General features: G+C 68.9%; 11 protein-coding genes. 1 reads left to right on the top strand and 10 read right to left on the bottom strand.

Annotation, left to right across the window (positions count from 1 at the left end; translation table 11 throughout):
* Positions 1–37: 37 nt before the first annotated feature.
* From ACIA12_RS03840 to ACIA12_RS03805, 8 genes are all read right to left on the bottom strand, one after another.
* Positions 38–2,581, bottom strand: coding sequence for a DUF4153 domain-containing protein (locus tag ACIA12_RS03840; protein ID WP_396365276.1), 2,544 nt, complete (start codon positions 2,579–2,581; stop codon positions 38–40).
* Positions 2,578–3,270, bottom strand: a complete 693-nt coding sequence (locus tag ACIA12_RS03835; protein WP_396365275.1) for a response regulator — start codon at positions 3,268–3,270, stop codon at positions 2,578–2,580. Before ACIA12_RS03835 ends, ACIA12_RS03840 begins: the two co-directional genes overlap by 4 nt.
* Positions 3,271–3,366: 96 nt before the next feature.
* A complete protein-coding gene (locus ACIA12_RS03830) occupies positions 3,367–5,751 on the bottom strand; it encodes a glycoside hydrolase family 65 protein (protein ID WP_396365274.1) in 2,385 nt (794 codons plus the stop codon).
* Positions 5,748–6,512: an HAD family hydrolase gene (locus ACIA12_RS03825; RefSeq protein ID WP_396365273.1), complete on the bottom strand. Its 765-nt coding sequence runs from the start codon at positions 6,510–6,512 to the stop codon at positions 5,748–5,750. The genes ACIA12_RS03830 and ACIA12_RS03825 overlap by 4 nt, the downstream gene beginning before the upstream one ends.
* Positions 6,513–6,590: 78 nt before the next feature.
* Positions 6,591–6,839: a hypothetical protein gene (locus ACIA12_RS03820; protein WP_396365272.1), complete on the bottom strand. Its 249-nt coding sequence runs from the start codon at positions 6,837–6,839 to the stop codon at positions 6,591–6,593.
* Positions 6,836–9,073: a transglycosylase domain-containing protein gene (locus ACIA12_RS03815; protein ID WP_396365271.1), complete on the bottom strand. Its 2,238-nt coding sequence runs from the start codon at positions 9,071–9,073 to the stop codon at positions 6,836–6,838. Before ACIA12_RS03815 ends, ACIA12_RS03820 begins: the two co-directional genes overlap by 4 nt.
* Before the next feature lie 93 nt (positions 9,074–9,166).
* Positions 9,167–10,324, bottom strand: a complete 1,158-nt coding sequence (locus ACIA12_RS03810) for a fatty acid desaturase family protein (RefSeq protein ID WP_396365270.1) — start codon at positions 10,322–10,324, stop codon at positions 9,167–9,169.
* Positions 10,325–10,337: 13 nt separating this feature from the next.
* Positions 10,338–11,432 carry a ferredoxin reductase gene (locus ACIA12_RS03805; protein ID WP_396365269.1) on the bottom strand — a complete coding sequence of 365 codons (1,095 nt, stop codon included), beginning with the start codon at positions 11,430–11,432 and terminating at the stop codon, positions 10,338–10,340.
* 86 nt (positions 11,433–11,518) lie between these two features.
* Between ACIA12_RS03805 and ACIA12_RS03800 the strand changes: the two genes are divergently transcribed.
* Complete coding sequence (locus ACIA12_RS03800; RefSeq protein WP_396365268.1) at positions 11,519–12,760, top strand: PucR family transcriptional regulator; 1,242 nt, start codon at positions 11,519–11,521, stop codon at positions 12,758–12,760.
* Positions 12,761–12,774: 14 nt separating this feature from the next.
* Here ACIA12_RS03800 and ACIA12_RS03795 read toward each other — a convergent pair whose 3' ends face one another.
* Positions 12,775–18,270: a carboxyl transferase domain-containing protein gene (locus ACIA12_RS03795; RefSeq protein WP_396365267.1), complete on the bottom strand. Its 5,496-nt coding sequence runs from the start codon at positions 18,268–18,270 to the stop codon at positions 12,775–12,777.
* A 134-nt stretch (positions 18,271–18,404) separates the two neighbouring features.
* Positions 18,405–20,594 carry a catalase/peroxidase HPI gene (katG, locus tag ACIA12_RS03790; protein WP_396366025.1) on the bottom strand — a complete coding sequence of 730 codons (2,190 nt, stop codon included), beginning with the start codon at positions 20,592–20,594 and terminating at the stop codon, positions 18,405–18,407.
* Positions 20,595–20,599: the final 5 nt, after the last annotated feature.

The raw sequence follows: 20,599 nt of genomic DNA, 5'->3' as shown, positions 1-20,599 counted from the left end.
CGGCCTTGCCGGCGTGCAGTCGGCAGGAGGGGGAGGCTCAGCCGGGAGTGCTGGTGGGGCAGACGGCGGTGGTTCGGCCAGGGTGCGCGTCCAGCAGCGGCTTGGCGCGGTGGCGGCCGAAGTTGAACTCGAGCCAGTCGTCGTCGCTCGGGTCGTGACCCTTCAGCGCGCAGTCGGCATCCTTGGCCGGGAGTTTGGCGAGGACCGGTACGGCGTCGTCGGAGAGGCCTTGCAGGAACAGCCAGTCGACCTTGCCGGTTGCGGTGTAGCGGTCGACGTTGTGCTGGGCGATCCAGGCATCGGGGTTGATCGCGGCCAGGCCGAGGAGGAGGGTCGCGCCGCTGAGCAGGGCCGCTCGGGGCAACCAACTGGCCTTGAGGGTGATGCCGGTGACGATCACGCCCACCACGAGCAGGCCGAGCCAGCCTTCGAAGACGTCCACCAGCAGGCGCAGCTGGGTGAATCCGTACGCCTCTTGGTAGAGGTGCATGCGGTAGAGGGCGGAGGCGACTACCACCAAGGTCAGCACGCACAGTACGCCGAGTGAGCCGCGCAACCAGGCGACGTCGGCGGTCGTAGCACGGGGTGCTTTGCGGGCGGCTGCCCAGACCACGAGCAGGGTGAGGGCGGTGGCGACGGTGAGTTGGCCGAAGCCTTGGTGCACGTACTCCGCGTAGGTGAGGCCGGTGATGCGCTCCACGTATTCGTGCCCGCCGAAGCTGGCCGTCGCCTGGGCGATCAGGAAGACGAGGAAGACGGCGTCCACGAGCAGTACCGGGGCCAGCCACTCGTAGCGGCGGGCAACCGGACGTACCGGGCAGGTGGCGGTCTCGACCTTCGGCGGGTTCAGGCCGAGGTACGTCGCGGCCAGCACGATGCCGCCGATGAAAACGGTCAGGAAGGCCCGCAGGACGAAGGAATCGAGGTTCAGGTCCGGGATGATCGCGCCGGCCCACTTCTTGAAGAGCGCGTCGGCGGAGGCGAACAGCAGGCCGAAGACGAGGACGCCCAGGACAGACCAGATGACCGTACGAACCGCCGCCGCGCTCTTCCGCACGCTGGTGACGGCTTGCAGGGAACGCCCGAGCCAGGGCAACCCGCGCAACCCCGCGAGTGGCAAGGAGATGCCGGCCAGGATGAACGCGGGCACGCTCCGTCCGTTGACGAGCCCGACCAGACAGAGCACTCCGCTGGCCAGGATGGACAGGACCGCGATCCACTCGGCGTCGCGGACGACGGTGGTCATCGCGAGGAGCACACACAGCGCCGCACAAGCCTGGGTGAAGCGCGAGCGCCGGTTGGCACTGAAGGTCAGGATGACGCCGCCGGCGGCGAGGATGACGATGGCATAGCCGACGCCCATGTCGCGGAACGGCAGGATGATCCCGGCCAGCAACCCCGCGGCGAGGCTGTAGAGCACCGCACGCACGTTGCCGGGCACCCGCGCATCAGGCCAGAACTTCCCGAACAACGCATCCATCGGAGATTCAGTCCCCGGAGGCACAGGAGTTGTAGGAGTAACGACCGGTTGGGACATGACTGGCTCCTCGGCCTTAGCTGAGATCTGAGGTTGTTCTTGTGGTTTCAGTGGGAGGTCGACGCGGGCTCGGGCGCCGGATGTGTTGGGTTCTGGTTCGACGAAGTGGATGGTGCCGCCGTGGAGGTCGGTGACCCAGCGGGCGATGGCCAGCCCGAGGCCGGTACCACCACCGCCCTCGGTCTCGGCCAGCGTGCCGAAGCGCTCGAAGACCCGGTCCCGATCGGCCACTGGAATCCCCGGTCCTTCGTCGGTGACCTCCAGCCGCCAACCCTCGGCCGTCGCGAGCGCCACCAGCCGGACCACTCCCCCAGCAGGACTGTGCCGGGACGCGTTGTCGAGTAGGTTCGCGACCAGTTGATGCAGGCGGGACAGATCGGCCGGCACCGTGAGCCACGTCGGCGTGACCTCTACCTCGTACCGGACCTCGCGACCGGACACCTTCGCCTCGGCCACGGCCTGCTCCAACAGCGACCGCACCTCCACCTCGGTAGTCGACAGCTTGGCCTTCCCCGCGTCGACCCGGGCAAGATCGAGCAGATCGGAGGCGAGCGTGGCCAGCCGCTCGGCCTGGTCGAGCGCAGTACGCAGGGCAACGGGATCCGGCTCGGCCACACCGTCGACGAGGTTCTCGAGGACCGCGCACAACGCCGCGAGCGGAGTACGCAGCTCGTGACTGACGTTGGCCACCAACTCGCGCCGCTGGCGATCGACGGCGGCCAGATCCTCGGCCATCCGGTTGAACGCCCGGGCCAACTCCCCCACTTCATCACTCGACGTCGCGGTGACGCGAGCGGAGTAGTCGCCGCGAGCCATCCCCCGAGCCGCCGCTGTCATCTCCCGCAGCGGCGAAGTCATCCCGACAGCCAGCAACTGCGTCACACCGAGCGCGAGCGCAACCGTCACCGGCACGGTCAGCCAGAAGGGCACGCTGCCGACAGCCCCCGTCGCCGCAAGGATCGACGCCACGGTGACGCTGACCGCGACGAGCAGCCCGAGTTTGACCTTGACCGACGTGACCTGGTTGAGAATCGGCGAGCTCATGCGCCCGGCTCCAACGCATAGCCGACGCCATGCACGGTACGGACCCGATCGGCGCCGATCTTGGACCGGAGCGCCTTCACGTGACTGTCGACCGTGCGGGTCCCGGAGGCACCCGGCCAGCCCCAGACTTCGGCGTACAGGTTCTCTCTGGTCAGTACGACGCCAGGGCTGGCGGCCAGGCAGAGCAGCAGGTCGAACTCGGTGGGTGTCAGATGTACTTCGGTCGCCGCGACCCAGACCCGCCGGGCGGCCGCGTCGACGCGCAGATCGCCCAGCTCAGCGGTCGTTGAGCGCGCGGCCAACTCAGCAGCCCGGTCGACCCGCCGCAGCAGAGCGCCGACGCGGGCGACGAGCTCCCGCATCCGGAACGGCTTGGTCAGGTAGTCGTCGGCACCGACGCCAAGCCCCACCAGGATGTCCGCTTCGTCATCGCGAGCGGTCAGCATCAACACCGGTACCGGCCGGGCAGCCTGAATCCGCCGGCACACCTCATGCCCGTCGAACCCCGGCAGCATCACGTCGAGCAGGACCAGGTCCGGCGCCGTCTCGGTGAACCGCGAGACCGCGCCGGGACCGTCCCAGGCCTGGACGACCTCGTACCCCTGGCCGCGCAACCGGTCGGTGACCGCCTGGTTGATCACCGGCTCGTCCTCGACCACGAGGATCTTCGCCCCTGCGCTGACTGACATGCCTCGAGACTAGAAGTCCACCCGGTCGGAAACAGCGGACGACTCGTGAAGGTTTTGTGCAGGTCCGGCCACTTGATCAGACCGGGGCGAGGGAGGTCAGCCGCGTGGGTGGCGGGTGGAGGTGGTGTTGCCCAGAGCTGACAACGGCTCGCGCCCCAGCGGCTGCGTCGGCCGGGGCAGCAGCGGCTTGCGGGGATGGACCGGGCGGGTCACCGGCTTGCCTGCTGCCACCTGGATCTCCTGCCCCTCGTGGAGAATCATGACGCTCGCCTCCGGGCCGTCGTGGACGTCGTAGATGACCTGCTCCTGGCCGATCTCCACCCGCAACCGGACACCTTGCCAGCGGACCGTGAAGGCCAGCTTGTTCAGCCCGGTCGGAAGTACCGGCCGGAAGGAGAGCCCGCCCTGCCGCGCGCGCAGGCCGCCGAAGCCGGCGACGAGCGCGGTCCAGGCACCCGCGAGCGACGCCATGTGCAGCCCGTCGCCGCTGTTGTGGTGCAGATCGAGCAAGTCGATCAGGGCCGCTTCGTACGCGTAGTCGTACGCGAGGTCGAGATGGCCGACCTCGGCCGCCGTGACCGCTTGCACACAGGCCGACAGGGACGAGTCCCGGACCGTGATCCGCTCGTAGTAGTCGACGTTGCGTGCCTTCTGCTCCGGCGTGAACTCGTCGCCGCACCAGAACATCGCCAGCGTCAGGTCCGCCTGCTTGACGACCTGCTTGCGGTACAGCTCGAAGTACGGGGCATGAAGCAACAACGGGTACTTGTCCTTGTATGCCTCGAAGTCCCACATCGCGTAGTCGGTGAAACCCTCCGACTGCGGATGCACCCCGAGCTCCTGGTCGTACGGGATGTAGACGGCGGCCGCGGCGTCGCGCCAGGCAGCCTCTTCCTCCGTGTCCACCCCGAACCGGCGGGCCTCGTCGGGGAACCGGGTGACGAAGGACGCCGCGATCCGCAGATTGCGCGCGGCCATCAAGTTGGTGAAGACGTTGTCGTCGGCAACAGCGCTGTACTCGTCCGGGCCGGTCACGCCGGGCAGGTGCCACTTGCCGTGCCGGTCGTGGTGGCCGAGCGACATCCACAGCCGGGCGGTCTCGACGAGCAACTCCAGACCGCAGTCCTTGATGAAGGTGTCGTCACCGGTGGCGAGGTGGTAACTGTCCACCGCTGCGGCGATGTCGGCGTTGAGGTGGAAGGCGGCGGTACCGGCCGGCCAGTAGCTCGAACACTCCTGTCCCCGGATGGTGCGCCAGGGGAACGCGGCGCCGCGCAGCCCGAGCACCTCGGCGCGGTCCTTCGCCATCGGCAGCGTGGTGTGCCGCCAGCGCAACGCGTCTGCGGCCGCGTGCGGCATGGTGAAGATCAGTACCGGCAGTACGAAGCCTTCGGTGTCCCAGAAGGTGTGCCCGTCGTAGCCGGCGCCGGTCAGGCCCTTCGACGGGATGGCCCGCCGCTCGGCCCGCGCGCCGGACTGCAGCACGTGGAACAAGGCGAACCGGACCGCCTGCTGCAGCTCCGGATTGCCCTCGACCTCGACATCCGCCGCATCCCAGAAGTCGTCCAGGAACTCGCGCTGCTGGGCGACCAGGCCCTCCCAGCCAGAGAACTTCGCACCCACCAAGGCGGCCGACACCTGGTCGGTGATCGCCGTCTCCGACCGCAGGCTCGACCAGCCGTAGGCGAGGAACTTCACCACCCGGATGGACTCCCCCGGCTGCAACGCGGCCACCACCGTGGTCCGGCCCCAGTCGGCGCGGACGTCGACGTCCACCTCGGTCCGGGCCTCGCACTCGACCGTGTGAGTCATGCCCGCGGCCATCAGCTGGTTGCTGGACCTGGTGCGGTGGACCAGGATCACTTCCTCGTCGTCGCTGTCCTGCGAGACCGCTTGCAGCGGGTTCTCCAGGACAGCGGAGACGCGGGGGTCGTTGGACAACTTGGGTTGCTTCTCGTTGGCGACCAGCTCGGACTGGATGACGAACCGGACCGGTTGGTCGACTGCCTCCACGACGTACTCGATCGCCGCCACCGCGCGCTGGGTCAGCGAGACCATCCGCCGGGAGCGCAGTTTGATCCGCTTGCCGGCCGGTGAGGTCCAGTCGAGTTCGCGGGTGAGGATCCCGGTCCGGAAGTCGAGGCGGCGCTCGTGCGAGTGCAGTTCGCCGTACCGGACGTCCAGCGGCGAGTCGTCGACGAGCAGCCGGATCAGCTTGCCGTTGGTGACGTCGACGAGCGTCTGGCCGGACTCGGGGTAGCCGTAGCCGGCTTCGGCGTACGGGAGCGGACGCTGCTCGTAGAAGGAGTTCAGGTAGGTACCGGGGATCGCGTACGGCTCGCCCTCGTCGAGGTTGCCGCGCAGGCCGATGTGCCCGTTGGAGAGCGCGAACAGCGACTCCGCCTGGGCGAGCTTGTCCATCGGCAGCTCGGTCTCGCGCAGTTGCCAGGGCTCGATCGGGTGTGGTCCGCGGTCGATCATCGCGCTCCTCCTGCCGGCGCGGCGCCGTCGATCAGCTCGGCCAGGTCCTTTACGACGACGTCGGCGCCGTGCGCCTTCAACTGGTCGGCCTGCCCGACCCGATCCACCCCGACCACATAGCCGAACGCACCGGCCCGGCCAGCCTGTACTCCGGCCAGCGCGTCCTCGAAGACGACCGCCTCGGACGGCTCGACCCCGCACCACTTCGCCCCGGCCAGGAAGGTGTCCGGTGCCGGCTTGCCGCGCAGACCCTTCTCGCGGATGGTCACCCCGTCGATCCGGTGCTCCACCAGCGGCGCGAGGCCGGTCACCTCGAGCACCTGCTGGGTGTTCGCGCTCGATGACACCACCACGCGGCGAAGGCCCGCCTCCTTGGCCGCTTCGAGATAGCGCCGGGAGCCTTCGAACACCCGGACGCCGTCGTCGTGGATGCGGCGCAGAACGGCGACGTTCTTCTGGTTGCCGAGCCCGTTGATCGTCTGTTTGCCCGGCGGGTCATCCGGATCGCCCTCAGGCAAAGTGATGCCGCGGGAGCTCAGGAAGTCGCGGACGCCATCGGGACGCGGCTTGCCGTCCACATGGGCGTCGTACTCGTCGTGGGCGTCGAACGGGACGAACGGCGTACCGGTCTGCTCCGCGTGAGCGCGCAGGAAGTCGTCGAACATCTCCTTCCACGCCGCCGCGTGCACTGCCGCGGTATCAGTCAGCACCCCATCGAGATCGAACAGGCAGACGCTGATCTGCCCCGGCAACCCCAACATCGCTCGCCTTCCGGTCGGTGACGTGGTACGAGCATCACGCTCATAGTCACCGTAGCCGGTATCCGAACAGGTCCCTCGTCAGGACGTGCAGAGGAACGGCGGTTGTCCGCCGCCCGAGTGGTAGTTGTACCGGGTGCCGTCGGCCTCGAGTACTGTCCGGACGCCCTTGACCACTGCCTGCGTGTAGAACCTTCCGGGCTTGGGGCAACCAAGGCTGCCGTCGGGCCAGGTCACCTCCGTGGAGCTGACCACGGTCACCTCGGACTCGTCGATGCCGAGGTGGACGGCCAGATCGGCCTTCGCCAGGGCGACCAGGTCGGCCGTCATCGGTGCACCGCCGGTTTCGCGGGTGGCGGTGGCATCACCGGCGGTTTCACCGGTGGCTTCGTCGGCGTCACCGGTGGCTTCGGCGGCTTGGGCTTGTTCTTCTCTTCCTTCTTCTTCTGCTCTGCCGCGTACTTCTTGTCGAGCTCCGCCTGGGCCTTCTGCTGCGCGGCGGTGCCGTTGACCAGACGGTCGATCGGGGCGGTGAAGCGGCGCAGCGGCATACCCTGCAGCGCGTTCTGCATCGCGGTCTTCCAGAGCGGTCCGGCCGTACCGGAACCGGTCGGGTCGGAGATGTCCACGCCGTCGAGGGTGTGACCGTACATCAGGTTCGTGTACGGGAGCGTCGCGTCGGCAACCACCGCGGCGCCGGCCAGGTTCGGCGCGTAGCCGGCGAACCACACCGCCTTGTTCTCCTGGATCGTTCCGGTCTTGCCGGCCAGGTCCCACTTGCCGAAGTTCAGCTTGCCGCCGGTGCCGCCCGGCTCCATCACCGCGCTCAGCACCCGGTTGACGCCGTCGGCCACGGCCGGCGCCAGAGCCTGCCGGCAGGTGATACCCGGTGTCTGGATCGGCCGGCCCGCCTTGTTCACCACCGAGGTGACGATCAACGGGGCGCAGAACCGGCCACGGGCGGCGAAGGTCGCGTAGGCGCTCGAGAGCATCAGCGGCGTCGTGTAGCCGACGCCGAGGGTGAACGAGACCACCTGGTCCAGCGGGCCGAGGGTCTGCGCGTTGTACATCCCGAGCTTGGCCGCGATGGTGGCCGGCGCGCACAGTCCGGTGCGCTGGGACAGCTGCAGGAAGTAGGTGTTGGTGGAGGCCCGGGCCGCCTCGATCATGCTCAGATAGCCGCTCTTGGTGGAGTTCTGCGGCGTGTAGTCCGGATCCTCGGTGGTGCCCTTGCAGGTGGTGAACTTCTTGCCGCTGAGGTCGATCTGCTTCGGCGAGTTGATCTTGTAGCTCATCGGCAGGCCCTTGGACAGCGCCGCCGCGATCGTGAACGCCTTCATCGTCGAGCCGTTCTGGAACCCGCCGTAGCCACCGGCGTACGACTTCTCGACGTTGTAGTTGTAGGCCGTCTGGTTCCGCCCGGCCCCGTACGGCCGGCTCTGCACCATCGCCTTCACCAGCCCGGTGCCGGGCTGGACGATGGTGATCGCCGCGATCGCCGAGTCGGACCTCTTGGTGTGCTGGTTGATGGAGGCCTGGGCGGCGGCCTGGATGCGCGGGTCGAGCGAGGTCCGGATCGTCAGCCCGCCGGTCTTGAGGAGGTGGTCCCGGTCCGCGCGGGTCTTGCCGAGCGCCGGGTTGTCGAGCAGCTTCGAGACGGCGTACTCGCAGTAGAACGGGTACGGCGAGTTGGCGCAGCCGTTCTTGACCTTGTGCATCCTGCTCAGGTCGATCGGCGACTTGATCGCCGCGGCCGCCTGCTGGGCGGTGATCACGTTCAGCTCGGCCATCCGGCGCAGTACGACGTCACGCCGCTCGCGCGACCGCTTCAGGTTGTTGGTCGGGTCGTACCCCGTGGGGTTCTTCACCAGCCCGGCGAGCATCGCGGCCTGCGGGAGGTTGAGGTCCTTGGCCGCCACGTGGAAGTAGTGCTGCGCGGCCGCCTGGATGCCGTAGGTGCCGTCGCCGAAGTTCACCAGGTTCAGGTACTTCTCCAGGATCTGGTCCTTGGAGTACTCCTCCTCGACCGCGATCGCGTAGCGCAACTCGGCCAGCTTGCGCTCGTAGGTGACCGCGGTGGCCTGCTCACGCTGCGCCTGGGTCTTCGCCTTCTCGACCAGGGTCAGCTTCACGAACTGCTGGGTGATGCTCGACCCACCCTGCTGGACGCTGCCCTCGGACTGGTTGCGGACCAGCGCCCGCAGGGTGCCCTTGGCGTCCAGCGCGCCGTGCTCGTAGAACCGGTCGTCCTCGATCGCGACGATCGCCTTCCGCATGATCGGGCTGACCTTGTCGAGCGTGACCGGCACACGGTTCTGCTCATACAGGGTCGCGACCAGGCTGCCGTCGGCGGCCAGGATGCGGCTCCGGGTGGCCAGTGGAGCGGTCGTCAGCTCCACCGGCAGGTCCTTCACCGAGCCGGCCACCGTCGCGGTACTGCTGCCCGCGAACCCCGCGAACGGGATCACCAGCCCAGCCGACAGCGCACCCGCGAGAACACTCACGCCGACCAGCTTGATCAAGGCCTGAGTACCACCGCGTACGCCTCCCCTGGCTGAACGCATGCATCCGAGGATAGTCGACGCCGGGTCACCAAGCAGCCACAGGCGTGGCTACAAGTCCGCACAAGCCCATCCTCGGGCGACAGCCGACTCGGCTCAGGCGGTCAGCTGGCCGGTGGGCTCTTGGCCCAGGCCGCGGCGGGTGGCGGCGCCGAGCTTGGCCACGAAGTCGTTCGGCAGCGACAGCCGGAACACCTTCGCCCACGCCGACGCGACCTGCTTCGGCAGCGGGCCGGTCGTGTACGCGAGACCGTAGTCCCGGAACAGTTGCTGCACCTTCGGCGCGATCTCCTGGTACCGGTTGCTCGGCAGATCCGGGAACAGGTGGTGCTCGATCTGGTACGAGAGGTTGCCGGTCATGATGTGCATCGCCCGCCCGCCGGAGATGTTGGCCGAGCCGAGCATCTGACGCAGGTACCACTCGCCGCGCGTCTCGCCCTCGATCGACTTCTTCTCGAACGTCTGTACGCCTTCGGGGAAGTGCCCGCACATGATCACCGAGTGCGCCCAGATGTTGCGGACGATGTTGGCGGTGAAGTTGGCGGCCAGCGTGTGCAGCGCCGACGGCCCCGACAGCAGCGGGTGGACGACGTAGTCCTTCGTCATCTGGCCACGGATCTTCTTGAAGACCTGCTTGGTACGGGCCTTGAAGTCCGGGCTCTGCCGGCGCTTCTTGGTCGCCAGGTTCTTGCCGAGCTCCAGGTCGTACGCCGCGATGCCGTACTCGAAGAACATCGCGTTGACGAAGTTCCACAGCGGCTGCGCGAGGTACGCCGGGTGCCACTTCTGGTCCTCGTCGACCCGCATGATGCCGTAACCGAGGTCGTTGTCCTTGCCGACCACGTTGGTGTAGGTGTGGTGCAGCTCGTTGTGCGAGTGCTTCCACTGCTCCGACGGGGACGCGTGGTCCCACTCCCACTTGGTCGAGTGGATCTTCGGGTCGCGCATCCAGTCCCACTGGCCGTGCATGATGTTGTGGCCGATCTCCATGTTCTCCAGGATCTTGGCCACCGACAGGCCCGCCGTACCGATCAGCCAGGCCGGCGGGAACAGCGAGGCGAGCAGGACGGCGCGGCTGCCCAGCTCCAGCTTGCGCTGCACGCTGATCACCTTGCGGATGTACGCCGCGTCCGACGCGCCACGCTCCGCGATCACCTCGGCCCGGATCTCGTCGAGCCGGCGGCCGATCTCCTCGATGTCCTCGGCGGTGAGGTGAGCGATCGGGTTGTCGGCCTTCTTCTGCAGAACAGTCATATGTATCTCTTCCTCAACAGTCGATGTCGCACGCGCCGGCCGCGGCCGAGATGCAGGTCTGGACGAGTACCCCGTCGCCGGGTGCGGCAGTCGTCACGTCGCCGGTTCGAAGGTCGCGCACCGAGCCGGAGCGCAGTGGCAGGACGCAGGAGAAACAGATCCCCATCCGGCAGCCGGACGGCATCAGTACGCCGTTCTGCTCGCCCGCGTCGAGGATCGGGGTGGTGCCGTCGAGCTCGATCGTGGTGCCCGTCCCGGTGAAGTGGACGGTCCCACCCTCGCCGGGCTCGGCGAGCGCAGTACGGAACCGCTCGGTGTGCAGGCCGCCCAGTTCCAGCGACGCCCACTGCTCCTCGAGCGCGTCGAGCAGACCGGCAGGCCCGCAAGCCCAGGTCTCCCGCTCCGCCAGATCAGGTACTACGTCCGCGAGCGCCGCAACGTCGAGCCGGCCGTGGGTGTCGGTGTGCTGCTCGACCAACCGCAGGTGGCCGGCGTCGGCCCAGGCCCGGAGCTCATCACCGAAGATCACGTCCTCGGGACAGGACTCGGAGTGCACGAGGACGACGTCGTCGAGCCGGTCGAGGCCCGAACGAAGCATGCCCATGACGGGGGTGATGCCGCTACCACCGGTGACGAAGAGGACCTTGCGAGGGGCGCGCTCGGGAAGTACGAAGTCACCGACCGCCTGGTCAAGGTGCACCAACTGGCCGGGGCGCAACTCCTGCGCGAGGTGGGCGCTGACGAGCCCGTCCGGGACCGCCTTCGCCGTGATGGTGAGGAGGTCGCTCTCCGGCGCGGAGGTCAGCGAGTAGGAGCGCCACAGCCGGATGCCGTCGACCTCGAGGCCGATGCGGACGTACTGTCCCGGCTGGTGACCGCGCCAGGCGGCGCCGGGGCGCAGTACGACGGTGACCGCGTCGGCGGTCTCGGGACGGACGTCGACGACGCGGGCGCGCAGGTCGGCGCCGGCCCGCAGCGGGCGGAACATGTCGAGGTACTCGGACGGGTCGAGCGGGTGGGTTGCAGCCGCGGCGACCCGCCAGAGCCGGTCACGCAGCCGTCCCCGGAGGGTGGCCGGGGCCTCGGCGTCGGACGCAAACGTGGTCATGCACTCCAGCATCCTCGACGCGAGGTGTAGTTTCATGACCAGCAGCGGTGAATCTGTTCCGCGATCTTGTTCGGAGGGAACAAAGAATGGTCGCCGCCGACCTGGGCAAGCAGCCGGAGCACGCCAGCCGGACGGCCCGCGGCGCCGCCGAGCTCGAGCTGGGCGAGGCCGCGGTCGAGCTCCTCCGCTCCCGCCTGCCCGACATCGCCGGGCTGACCGTGACCGCGATCATCGTCGAGGTCCCCGCCTACACGAACGCGCTGGCCGGCCCGATGGGCGCCAAGATCGAGGGCGCCGTCCAGCTCGCCCTCGGCGGGTTCCTGCGCCTGGCCAGCAGCGGCGACCCCGGTACGCCGCTCGCTCCCGCCCTCGAAGGCGCCTACATACTAGGCCGAGGCGAGGCCCGCAGCGGCCGCACCATGGACGCCCTGCTGGCCGCGTACCGCGTAGGTGCCCGAGTCTCCTGGCGCGAACTCTCCCGCACAGCCGTCGAGGCAGGTCTCCCCGCCGACACGCTCGCCAAGTTCGCCGAACTGGTCTTCGCCTACATCGACGAACTCTCCGCCGCCAGCGTCTCCGGCCACACCGACGAGTTGGCCACCACCGGCCGAGTCCGAGAACGCTACCTCCAAGAACTGGCCCTCGGTCTCCTGCACGGCGACTCCCCCGACCAACTCACCGCCCGCGCCGACCGAGCCGACTGGGAGCCACCCCGCACGCTGACGGCCGTCATCCTCCCCAGCGCCCAAGTCCGCAGCATGCTCGGTGCACTCGACCCCCGGACCCTGCGCCCCGAGGCGGACCTGCCCGAGCTTCAAGACCAGGAAGAAACCTCGGAAACAGCAGTTCTGCTGGTCCCGGATTCCGAAGGCTCGACCCGACTTGCGCTGCTTCGGAACCTGCGCGGCTATCAGGCCTACGTCGGCCCACCCCAGCCTTGGATGACGGTTCGTACGTCGTACCTGCGGGCCCTTCGAGCCCAGCAACTCCAACTCACCTCAGCACCCGACGAGCCGGTCGACACCGAGCGCCACCTGACCACCTTCGTCGTAACCTCCGACCCGGCAGCGCTCGAAGACCTCCGTCGCCAGGTCCTCGCACCCTTCGCAGACCTCCGCCCTGCCACCGCCGACCGACTGACCGAAACCCTCCGCGAGTGGCTGCTCCACCTCGGCCGCCGCGACGAGGTCGCCGAAGCCCTCCACATCCACCCACAAACAGTCCGCTACCGCATGGGCCAAATCCGAGACCTCTACGGCGCCCGCCTCGACGATCCGCAAATGGTCATGGCACTCACTATCGCGCTCGCCCACCGCCCAACAGCTTGATCGCGCCGCCCGCCTCAGGCCTGGTTGGCCAGGCCGGCTTCCAACGCTGCGATGAGTTGCGGGCGTAGCTCCTCTGGGGTGATGACGGCGTCTACTGAGCCGACTGCTACGGCTCGGTGGATGCTGTGGACTCGGTCGAACTCGGCGGCTACCTCGCCGAGCTTCTCGGCGCGTACCGTCGAGCGGACGTCCGCCAGCTCGTTGGTCAGGGCGGCGCGCTCGGCGCCTTCCGACTCGGCGAGTCGGGCTGACACCGACGTCACCCGTGGGTCGGCCGAGGTGCGGTTGTTCACCTCGCCGGAGAAGACGACAGCGGCCGCCGGCGCCCCACCGATCACCGAGGCGAACGACCCCTCGACCGCGAGCACCGTCATCCGCGGGTTGAGCGTCTTCGAGAACACCACGAACGCCCCACCGTGATACCGCGACACCACGCAGAACACGATCGGCCCCTGGAAGTTCACGATCGCGCGACCGATCTCGGCGCCGTACTCGAGCTGCAGGTTCCGCATCGACTCAGGCGACCCGTCGAACCCGGACAGGTTCGCCAGCACCACCAGCGGACGGTTGCCACTGGCAACGTTGATCGCCCGGGCCGCCTTCTTCGACGACCGGGGGAACAGCGTCCCACCGTTGTACGTGTCCGGCCCATCGGTGGGCGGGAACCCCCGCCGCGGCACCGGCTTCGACTCGATCCCGAGCAGACACACCGAAACGCCACCAAGCCTGGTGTCGACCACCACCGCGGTCTCGGCGTCCGCCATCCCGGCCCACCGCTCCAGCATCGGATGATCCTGGTCCGACACCGCCCGCATCAACGTGCGGATGTCGAACGCCTTCTTCCGATCCGGGTTGGTCGCGTCGGAGAAGATCTCCCCCACCGTGCTGAACCCGCCGTCAGCCGGATCGTGCGGGAACACCGTCACGTCACGGTCATGCGGGTCGGAGCTGGCAGCGCGACGCGGCCCGCTCTCCCCCGGTACGACGTAAGTGTGGTCGTAGTGCGCCATCAAGATGTCCCGCGCGCTCGCCAGATCGGGCGCCCAGTACTGCGCCTGCCCGTTCGGCCCCATCACCCGGTCGTACCCGCCGATGCCGAAGTTGTCCTCGGCCGACACGCCACCGGCGAAGTCCAGCGTCTGCTTGCCGGTCAGCACCATCGCGCTGTCCGGCGTCATCACCAGGATGCCCTTGGTGTGCATCAGCATCGTCGCTTCGGCGTTCCAGTACGGCTGCGCGCCGACATTGATGCCCGCGACAACCACATTGATCTCGCCGCCGGCCTGGGTGAACTCGACGATCCGCTTGAGCGCCTTCGCGACCCAGTCCATGTTCTCGGTCCCGGAGTCCATCGAGATCCGGGCACCCGCCGACACGGCGAACCACTCGACCGGTACGCCGAGCTTCTCGGCCAGGTCGAGCGCCCCGATGATCCGCGCGCACTCCGCCTCAGCGACGGCTCCGAGCGCCTTGGTCGGGTCGCCACTCAACACGACCCGGGTGACGCCTTCGGGGTGCCGACGGGTCGGCGTACTGACCACACCGACAATCAGGCCCGCCTTGTTGAGCCCGCGCGGCCGCTGAACCGGTACCAGCGCACCCGAGTCGTCGAGGTCGTGCTCCACGAAGGTGCCGCCCGCGCCGACGACCATGCCGGCCACCTCGTACGGGTATACCGTGTTGCGGCGACGCGCCCGCTGGACCTTCTGCGCGTACCCGTCCAACGGCTTCAACGGCTCCGTCGCGGGCCGCTCGACAGCGGTCACCACACCAGCGCCGGGCTGGTAGTAGAACCGGCCGACCACCGGGAAAGGCTGCCCGTTCGAACCGATCACGCGACCGGTGACGACGACCTCTTCGATGCCCGCGCCCGACGTCAGCGGCGCGATGTTGCGCTGCAACGCGGTGAGCTCGGCGACCTGACCGTCGATGACCGGCCAGACCGTCACCCAGACGTGGTTCATCTCGAGGCGGGCGCCGGCCGCGCCGCGTGCGGTACGGGCCCGGCGGATGCCTTCGAGGCAGTTCGCGATCGCCCGCTCGACGTGCGGAAGCGAGGTGACCTTGCCGTTCTCGTCGCGCACCACGGCGAACTGGCGGACCTGCGCCAGCGCGACCAGCCGCTCGTCGGCTTCGTTGTCCCGGGCAACACAGTGGTAGAGCAGGACGTCTTCGGGCGCTTCGAGCCGGGTGATCCGGAAGTCGCGCAGGCGCCAGAGGTTGAGCCGGCGGCCGACCATCGGGTGCACGCCGCGGACGTTGTCGTCCTCGACGATCCCCTCTGACGACGGGCGATAGGTGAAGTACCAGACTTCACGCCCGCCACCCGGCGCGACCGCGATCGCGACCCGGCGTACCTGCTGGGTGAACGGCAGGGCGGCGACGATGTCGCGCAACCGGTCGGCCGCCTCCTGCTGGTTCTCCGGGGTGTCGGGCCAGGACATGTACAGGTCGGCGACAGCCTCGTGCCCGGCGGGACGTACGGCGATCTCGGCGGTCAGGTCGTGGACCAGGCTGCTCTCGACGTCGGCCAGCTCAGCGACCGTACCGACCGTGCTGACCAGGTGCGTCGGCCGCTCGTCCAGCGTGTAGTCGGCCGTCGTGAAGGCGCGGCCGTTGACGCTCGCGTTGCGCAGATCGTGCAGCTCGTGCTCGAGATAGTGCCGGCGGACCAGCACCTCCAGCATCGGTTCGTTGCCATTGGCACCATTCGTGAGCCGCTTGGCGAGGAACATGACGATCTGCTCGGGGATCGTCGCCAGCGCCTCGATGCGCTCGGCGTAGTCGGACGCTGCCGGGTCCAGAGCCAGCGCGGCCAGCTCGTCGCCGACGACCGACAGCACCTCCGCGCGTGCCTGGTCGACCAGCGGCTGGTCGAACCAGCGGAACCGCACGCTGCGGGCCAGGTCACCGATCACCGGGAACCGCAGCTGGGTCGCGAGCACCAGGTGATCGAGGACCGCGTTCGCCTCGACGTCCAGCGGCGACTCGGGCAGCGGACCTGCGAGCCATTGCTGCAGGAGTGCGGTCACCAGCAGTACGTCGGGAGACGTGCGCTGCTGTGCCAGGAAGATCCGGAAGACCGCGTCGGTCAGCTCCTCGCTGCGGTCCAGATCCTTGACGCCGTACCAGCAGAGCACCCGGGCAAGCCGGTCGACGAACTCGGCCGGCAGCCCGGCCCGCTCGGTGTCCAGCGTCTGCAGGTAGGTGTGGAAGTGCTCCTTCGGGCTGTGCACCCGGAGCTCGGTGTTGAGGTCCTCGCCGACCGGCCGGTTGCGGCTCAACTCGGCGAAGTCCGCGAACAAACGCAGTACGCCGATCTCGTCGGCCACCGGCGCCTCGTCGAGCTCCGCGCGTGCTTCGAGGTACTCCGCGAGAGTCCGGCCCTCGTCGCGCGGGTCGATGTCGAATCCGAGCAGCATGCTGCGCAGATCGTCCAGCCGCCGGGTGGCCCGCTCGGCCGCCGTCGGCCGGGTCTGCGGTTCGGGCAACTCGAGGTCGGCGCCGGCCGCGTCCTCGACCTTCGCGTCGGCGTCACCGACGAGCTCCAGGCGGACCAGCGGCGTACCGGTCTCGACCTGGCTGCCGGCCGAGACCGGCAGCTCACGGACGATCGCCTTGAACGGCGCGTAGAGCACCGTCTCCATCTTCATGCTCTCCAGCACCAGCACCGGAGCGCCCGCCTCGACCTCCGCGCCGGCCGCGACCGGAGTCGCCACCACGAGCGCGGGAGCGGGCGCGCGCATGACGCCACCTTCGTCGCGGCTGACCCGGTGGGTGACCCCGTCGACCTCGACCAGGTGAACGGGCCCGTGCGTCGCGGTGATCAGCCGGAACCGACGGCCGGCCACGGTGATGCGCGCGTCGTACGCGTCCAGCCGCTCGATCTCGACGTCGAGGTACTGCAGATCGCCGTTGGAGCCGATGCCCGCGCGATACCGATGCGGCCCGATCCGAGCGACAGACACCTGGTACGCCGCGCCGCGCAGCTTCAGCGCGATGGCCCGGCCCACCTCGTGCTGGACCTGAGGCCGACCGCCGCGCGCCGTCTCCAGCAACCGCTGCCGCTCGACTCGCTCGGCCTCCTCGTACGCCTCGATCGCGGCCACGATCAACGCGACCCCGGAGTGCCGGCTCGAGACCAGTCGCCCCTCACCGCGGACCCGGTCGATCCACCCGGTGTCGGCGCTGCCGTCGATCACCTCGGACTGGTCGAGCAGGTCGAGGACGAAGCTCTTGTTGGTCGCGCCACCCTCGAGCACGACCGTGGTGTCGCCGACCGCGCGCCGCAACCGGCCGAGCGCCTCGTCGCGAGTCCGCCCGAAGGCGATGATCTTGGCGATCATCGAGTCGAAGTCGGCCGGGATCTCGTCGCCCTCGCTGACCCCGGTGTCGACCCGGATCCCCGGGCCGGAGGGCAGCCGCAGCCGGGCGATCCGGCCGGGCGACGGCGCGAAGTCGCGATCTGGGTCCTCCGCGTTCAGCCGTGCCTCGACGGCGTGCCCGTGCTCAGCAGGCTGCGGGCCCTCCAACTTGTTGCCCGACGCAACATGCAGCTGCGCCTTGACCAGGTCGACCTCGGTGGTCAGCTCGGTGATCGGGTGCTCGACCTGGAGCCGGGTGTTGACCTCCAGGAAGGCGAAAAGCTTGTCGGCGGGCTGGTACAGGAACTCGACCGTGCCCGCGCCTTTGTAGCCGACGGCAAGCGCCAGCCGCTCGGCCGACTGCTTGAGCTCCAGATTCTGCTCCGGCGTCATCACCGGCGAGGACGATTCCTCGATCACCTTCTGGTTGCGCCGCTGCACCGAGCAGTCCCGGACACCGAGCGCCCAGGCAGTCCCCTGCCCATCGGCGATGACCTGTACTTCGACATGCCGCGCGCCCGTCACGAGACTCTCCAGGAACACGATGCCGCTGCCGAACGCGCGCAGGGCCTCGTCGCTGGTGCGCTGGTACGCCTCGCGCATCTCCTCGTCGTCGCGGATCATCCGGATGCCCCGGCCGCCACCGCCGGCCGTTGCCTTGAGCATCACCGGATAGCCGATCGCGTTGGCCGACTCCAGCGCCGCGTCGAGCGTCTCGACCGCGCCGCGGCTCCACGGCGCCACCGGTACGCCGACCTCCTCGGCGATCAACTTGGAGCCGATCTTGTCACCGAGCTTGCGCATCGCCTCGGCGCTCGGCCCGATGAACGTGACGCCGATCCGCTCGCACAGCTCCGCGAACGTCGGGTCCTCGGCGACGAAGCCCCAGCCGACCCAGGCCGCGTCCGCCCCGGTCTCGACCAGCGCGCGCTCCAGCTTGGCGTGGTCCAGGTACGGCCGGCCGGCCGCCGGACCGAGCGGGTAGCTGAGATCGGCCTCGCGCACGAAGGTCGCGGTGCGCTCGGCGTCGGTGTACAACGCCACCGTCTCGATCAGGCTTCCGGTCTCGGCGTTGAGCTCACGGACCGCGTTGATCAGCCGCATGGCGGCTTCTCCCCGGTTGACGATGGCGATACGGCTGAACACCGGGCAGTACTCCTGTCGTCGGGAAACCTGTCAGTGCACACATTCCCAGGCTTCGACCCCTACCGTCGAGTCGGGGTCGCTTCACGCAGAACAGCCCGGGCCGAGTGGCCCGGGCTGTTCGCTGTGACACTGGATCAGCTGATGTCGTAGCGATCCAGGTTCATCACCTTGTCGAAGGCGGCCACGAAGTCGTGCACGAACTTCTCCTGCGCGTCGTCGCTGGCGTAGACCTCGGCCAGCGCCCGCAGCTCGGAGTTCGAGCCGAACAGCAGGTCGACCCGGGTACCGGTCCACTTGACCTCACCGTCGGCGCCGCGGGCCTCGTACGTCCCGACGTCGGAGGCGGCCGGCTTCCAGGTGATCCCCATGTCGAGCAGGTTCGCGAAGAAGTCGTTGGTCAGCTGACCGGGACGCTCGGTGAAGACACCGTGCGCCGACTGCTGGTGGTTGGCGCCCAGGACGCGCAGGCCACCGATCAGTACGGTCATCTCCGGCGCGCTCAGGTTCAGCAGGTTGGCCTTGTCGATGAGCAGGTACTCCGCCGGCAGCCGGTTGCCCTTGCCGAGGTAGTTGCGGAACCCGTCCGCCGTCGGCTCCATCGCGGCGAACGACTCGACGTCGGTCTGCTCCTGCGAAGCGTCGGTACGGCCCGGGGTGAACGGCACCTCGACGTCGTACCCGGCAGCCTTGGCAGCCGTCTCCACCGCCGCGACGCCGCCCAGCACGATCAGGTCGGCCAGCGAGACCTTCTTGCCGGTCGCGTTGAAGGTCTCCTGGATGCCTTCCAGCGTCCGGAGAACCTGCGCCAGCGCGTCGGGCTGGTTGACCTCCCAGCCGATCTGCGGCTGCAGGCGGATCCGGGCGCCGTTGGCGCCGCCGCGCTTGTCGCTGATCCGGAACGACGAGGCCGAGGCCCACGCGGTCGAGACCAGCTGCGAGACGGACAGGCCCGAGCCGAGGAGCTGCGCCTTGAGCGCGGCGATGTCCTCGTCGCCGACCAGCTCGTGGTCGACGGCCGGGACGCGGTCCTGCCAGAGCAGCTCCTCCTGCGGCACCAGCGGGCCGAGGTAGCGCTCGATCGGGCCCATGTCGCGGTGCGTCAGCTTGAACCACGCGCGGGCGAAGGCGTCCGCGAACTCGTCCGGGTTCTCCAGGAACCGGCGCGAGATCTGCTCGTAGATCGGGTCGAAGCGCAGCGCGAGGTCGGCGGTCAGCATCGTCGGCGGCCGGTTCAGCGTGCCGTCCTCGGGGTCCGGCACGGTGTTCGCGCCGGCGCCGTCCTTCGCCACCCACTGGTGGGCGCCGGCCGGGCTCTTGGTCAGCTCCCACTCGTACCCGAACAGGTTCTGGAAGAACCCGTGGCTCCACTGCGTCGGGGTGGAGGTCCAGGTGACCTCGAGGCCGCTGGTGATCGTGTCGCGGCCCTTGCCGCTGCCGAAGCCCTGCTTCCAGCCCAGGCCCTGCTCCTCCAGTGGAGCGCCTTCCGGCTCGGAGCCGACGTACTTCTCCGGGTCGGCCGCGCCGTGCGCCTTGCCGAAGGTGTGCCCACCGGCGATCAGCGCGACGGTCTCCTCGTCGTTCATCGCCATCCGGCCGAACGTCTCGCGGATGTCGCGGGCCGAGCCCAGCGGGTCCGGGTTGCCGTTCGGGCCTTCGGGGTTCACATAGATGAGGCCCATCTGTACTGCGGCCAGCGGTGTCTCCAGCTCACGGTCGCCGGTGTACCGCTCATCGCCCAGCCAGGTGGTCTCCGGGCCCCAGTAGACGTCCTCGTCCGGCTCCCACACGTCCGCACGGCCGCCGGCGAAACCGAAGGTCTTGAAGCCCATCGTCTCCAGCGCGCGGTTGCCCGTGAAGATCATCAGGTCCGCCCAGGAGACCTTGGCGCCCCACTTCTTCTTCACCGGCCAGAGCAGCCGGCGGGCCTTGTCCAGGTTGCCGTTGTCCGGCCAGCTGTTCAGCGGCGCGAACCGCTGCATGCCGGCGCCCGCGCCACCACGGCCGTCCTGTACCCGGTACGTACCGGCGCTGTGCCACGCCATCCGGATCATGAACGGGCCGTAGTGCCCGAAGTCGGCCGGCCACCAGTCCTGCGACGTGGTCAGCACCGCGTCGACGTCCGCGGCCAGCTCGTCCAGGTCCACGGTCGCGAACGCGGCGGCGTAGTCGAAGTCCTCGCCCATCGGGTTGGCGACGGCCGGGTGCTTGCGCAGGATCTTCAGGTTGAGCTGGTTCGGCCACCACTCACGGTTGGTGCCGCCCTCGGTCGGGTGCTTCAGCTGTCCGTGGTCGACGGGGCACTTGGCTCCGCTCTCGTCGTTCATCTCGC

The sequence above is a fragment of the Kribbella sp. NPDC051620 genome (genome assembly GCF_044453825.1).
In the GTDB taxonomy this organism is placed as follows: domain Bacteria; phylum Actinomycetota; class Actinomycetes; order Propionibacteriales; family Kribbellaceae; genus Kribbella.
The sequence above is the reverse complement of the archived record's forward strand: the minus strand, read 5'-3'. Positions and strand labels throughout refer to the sequence as shown.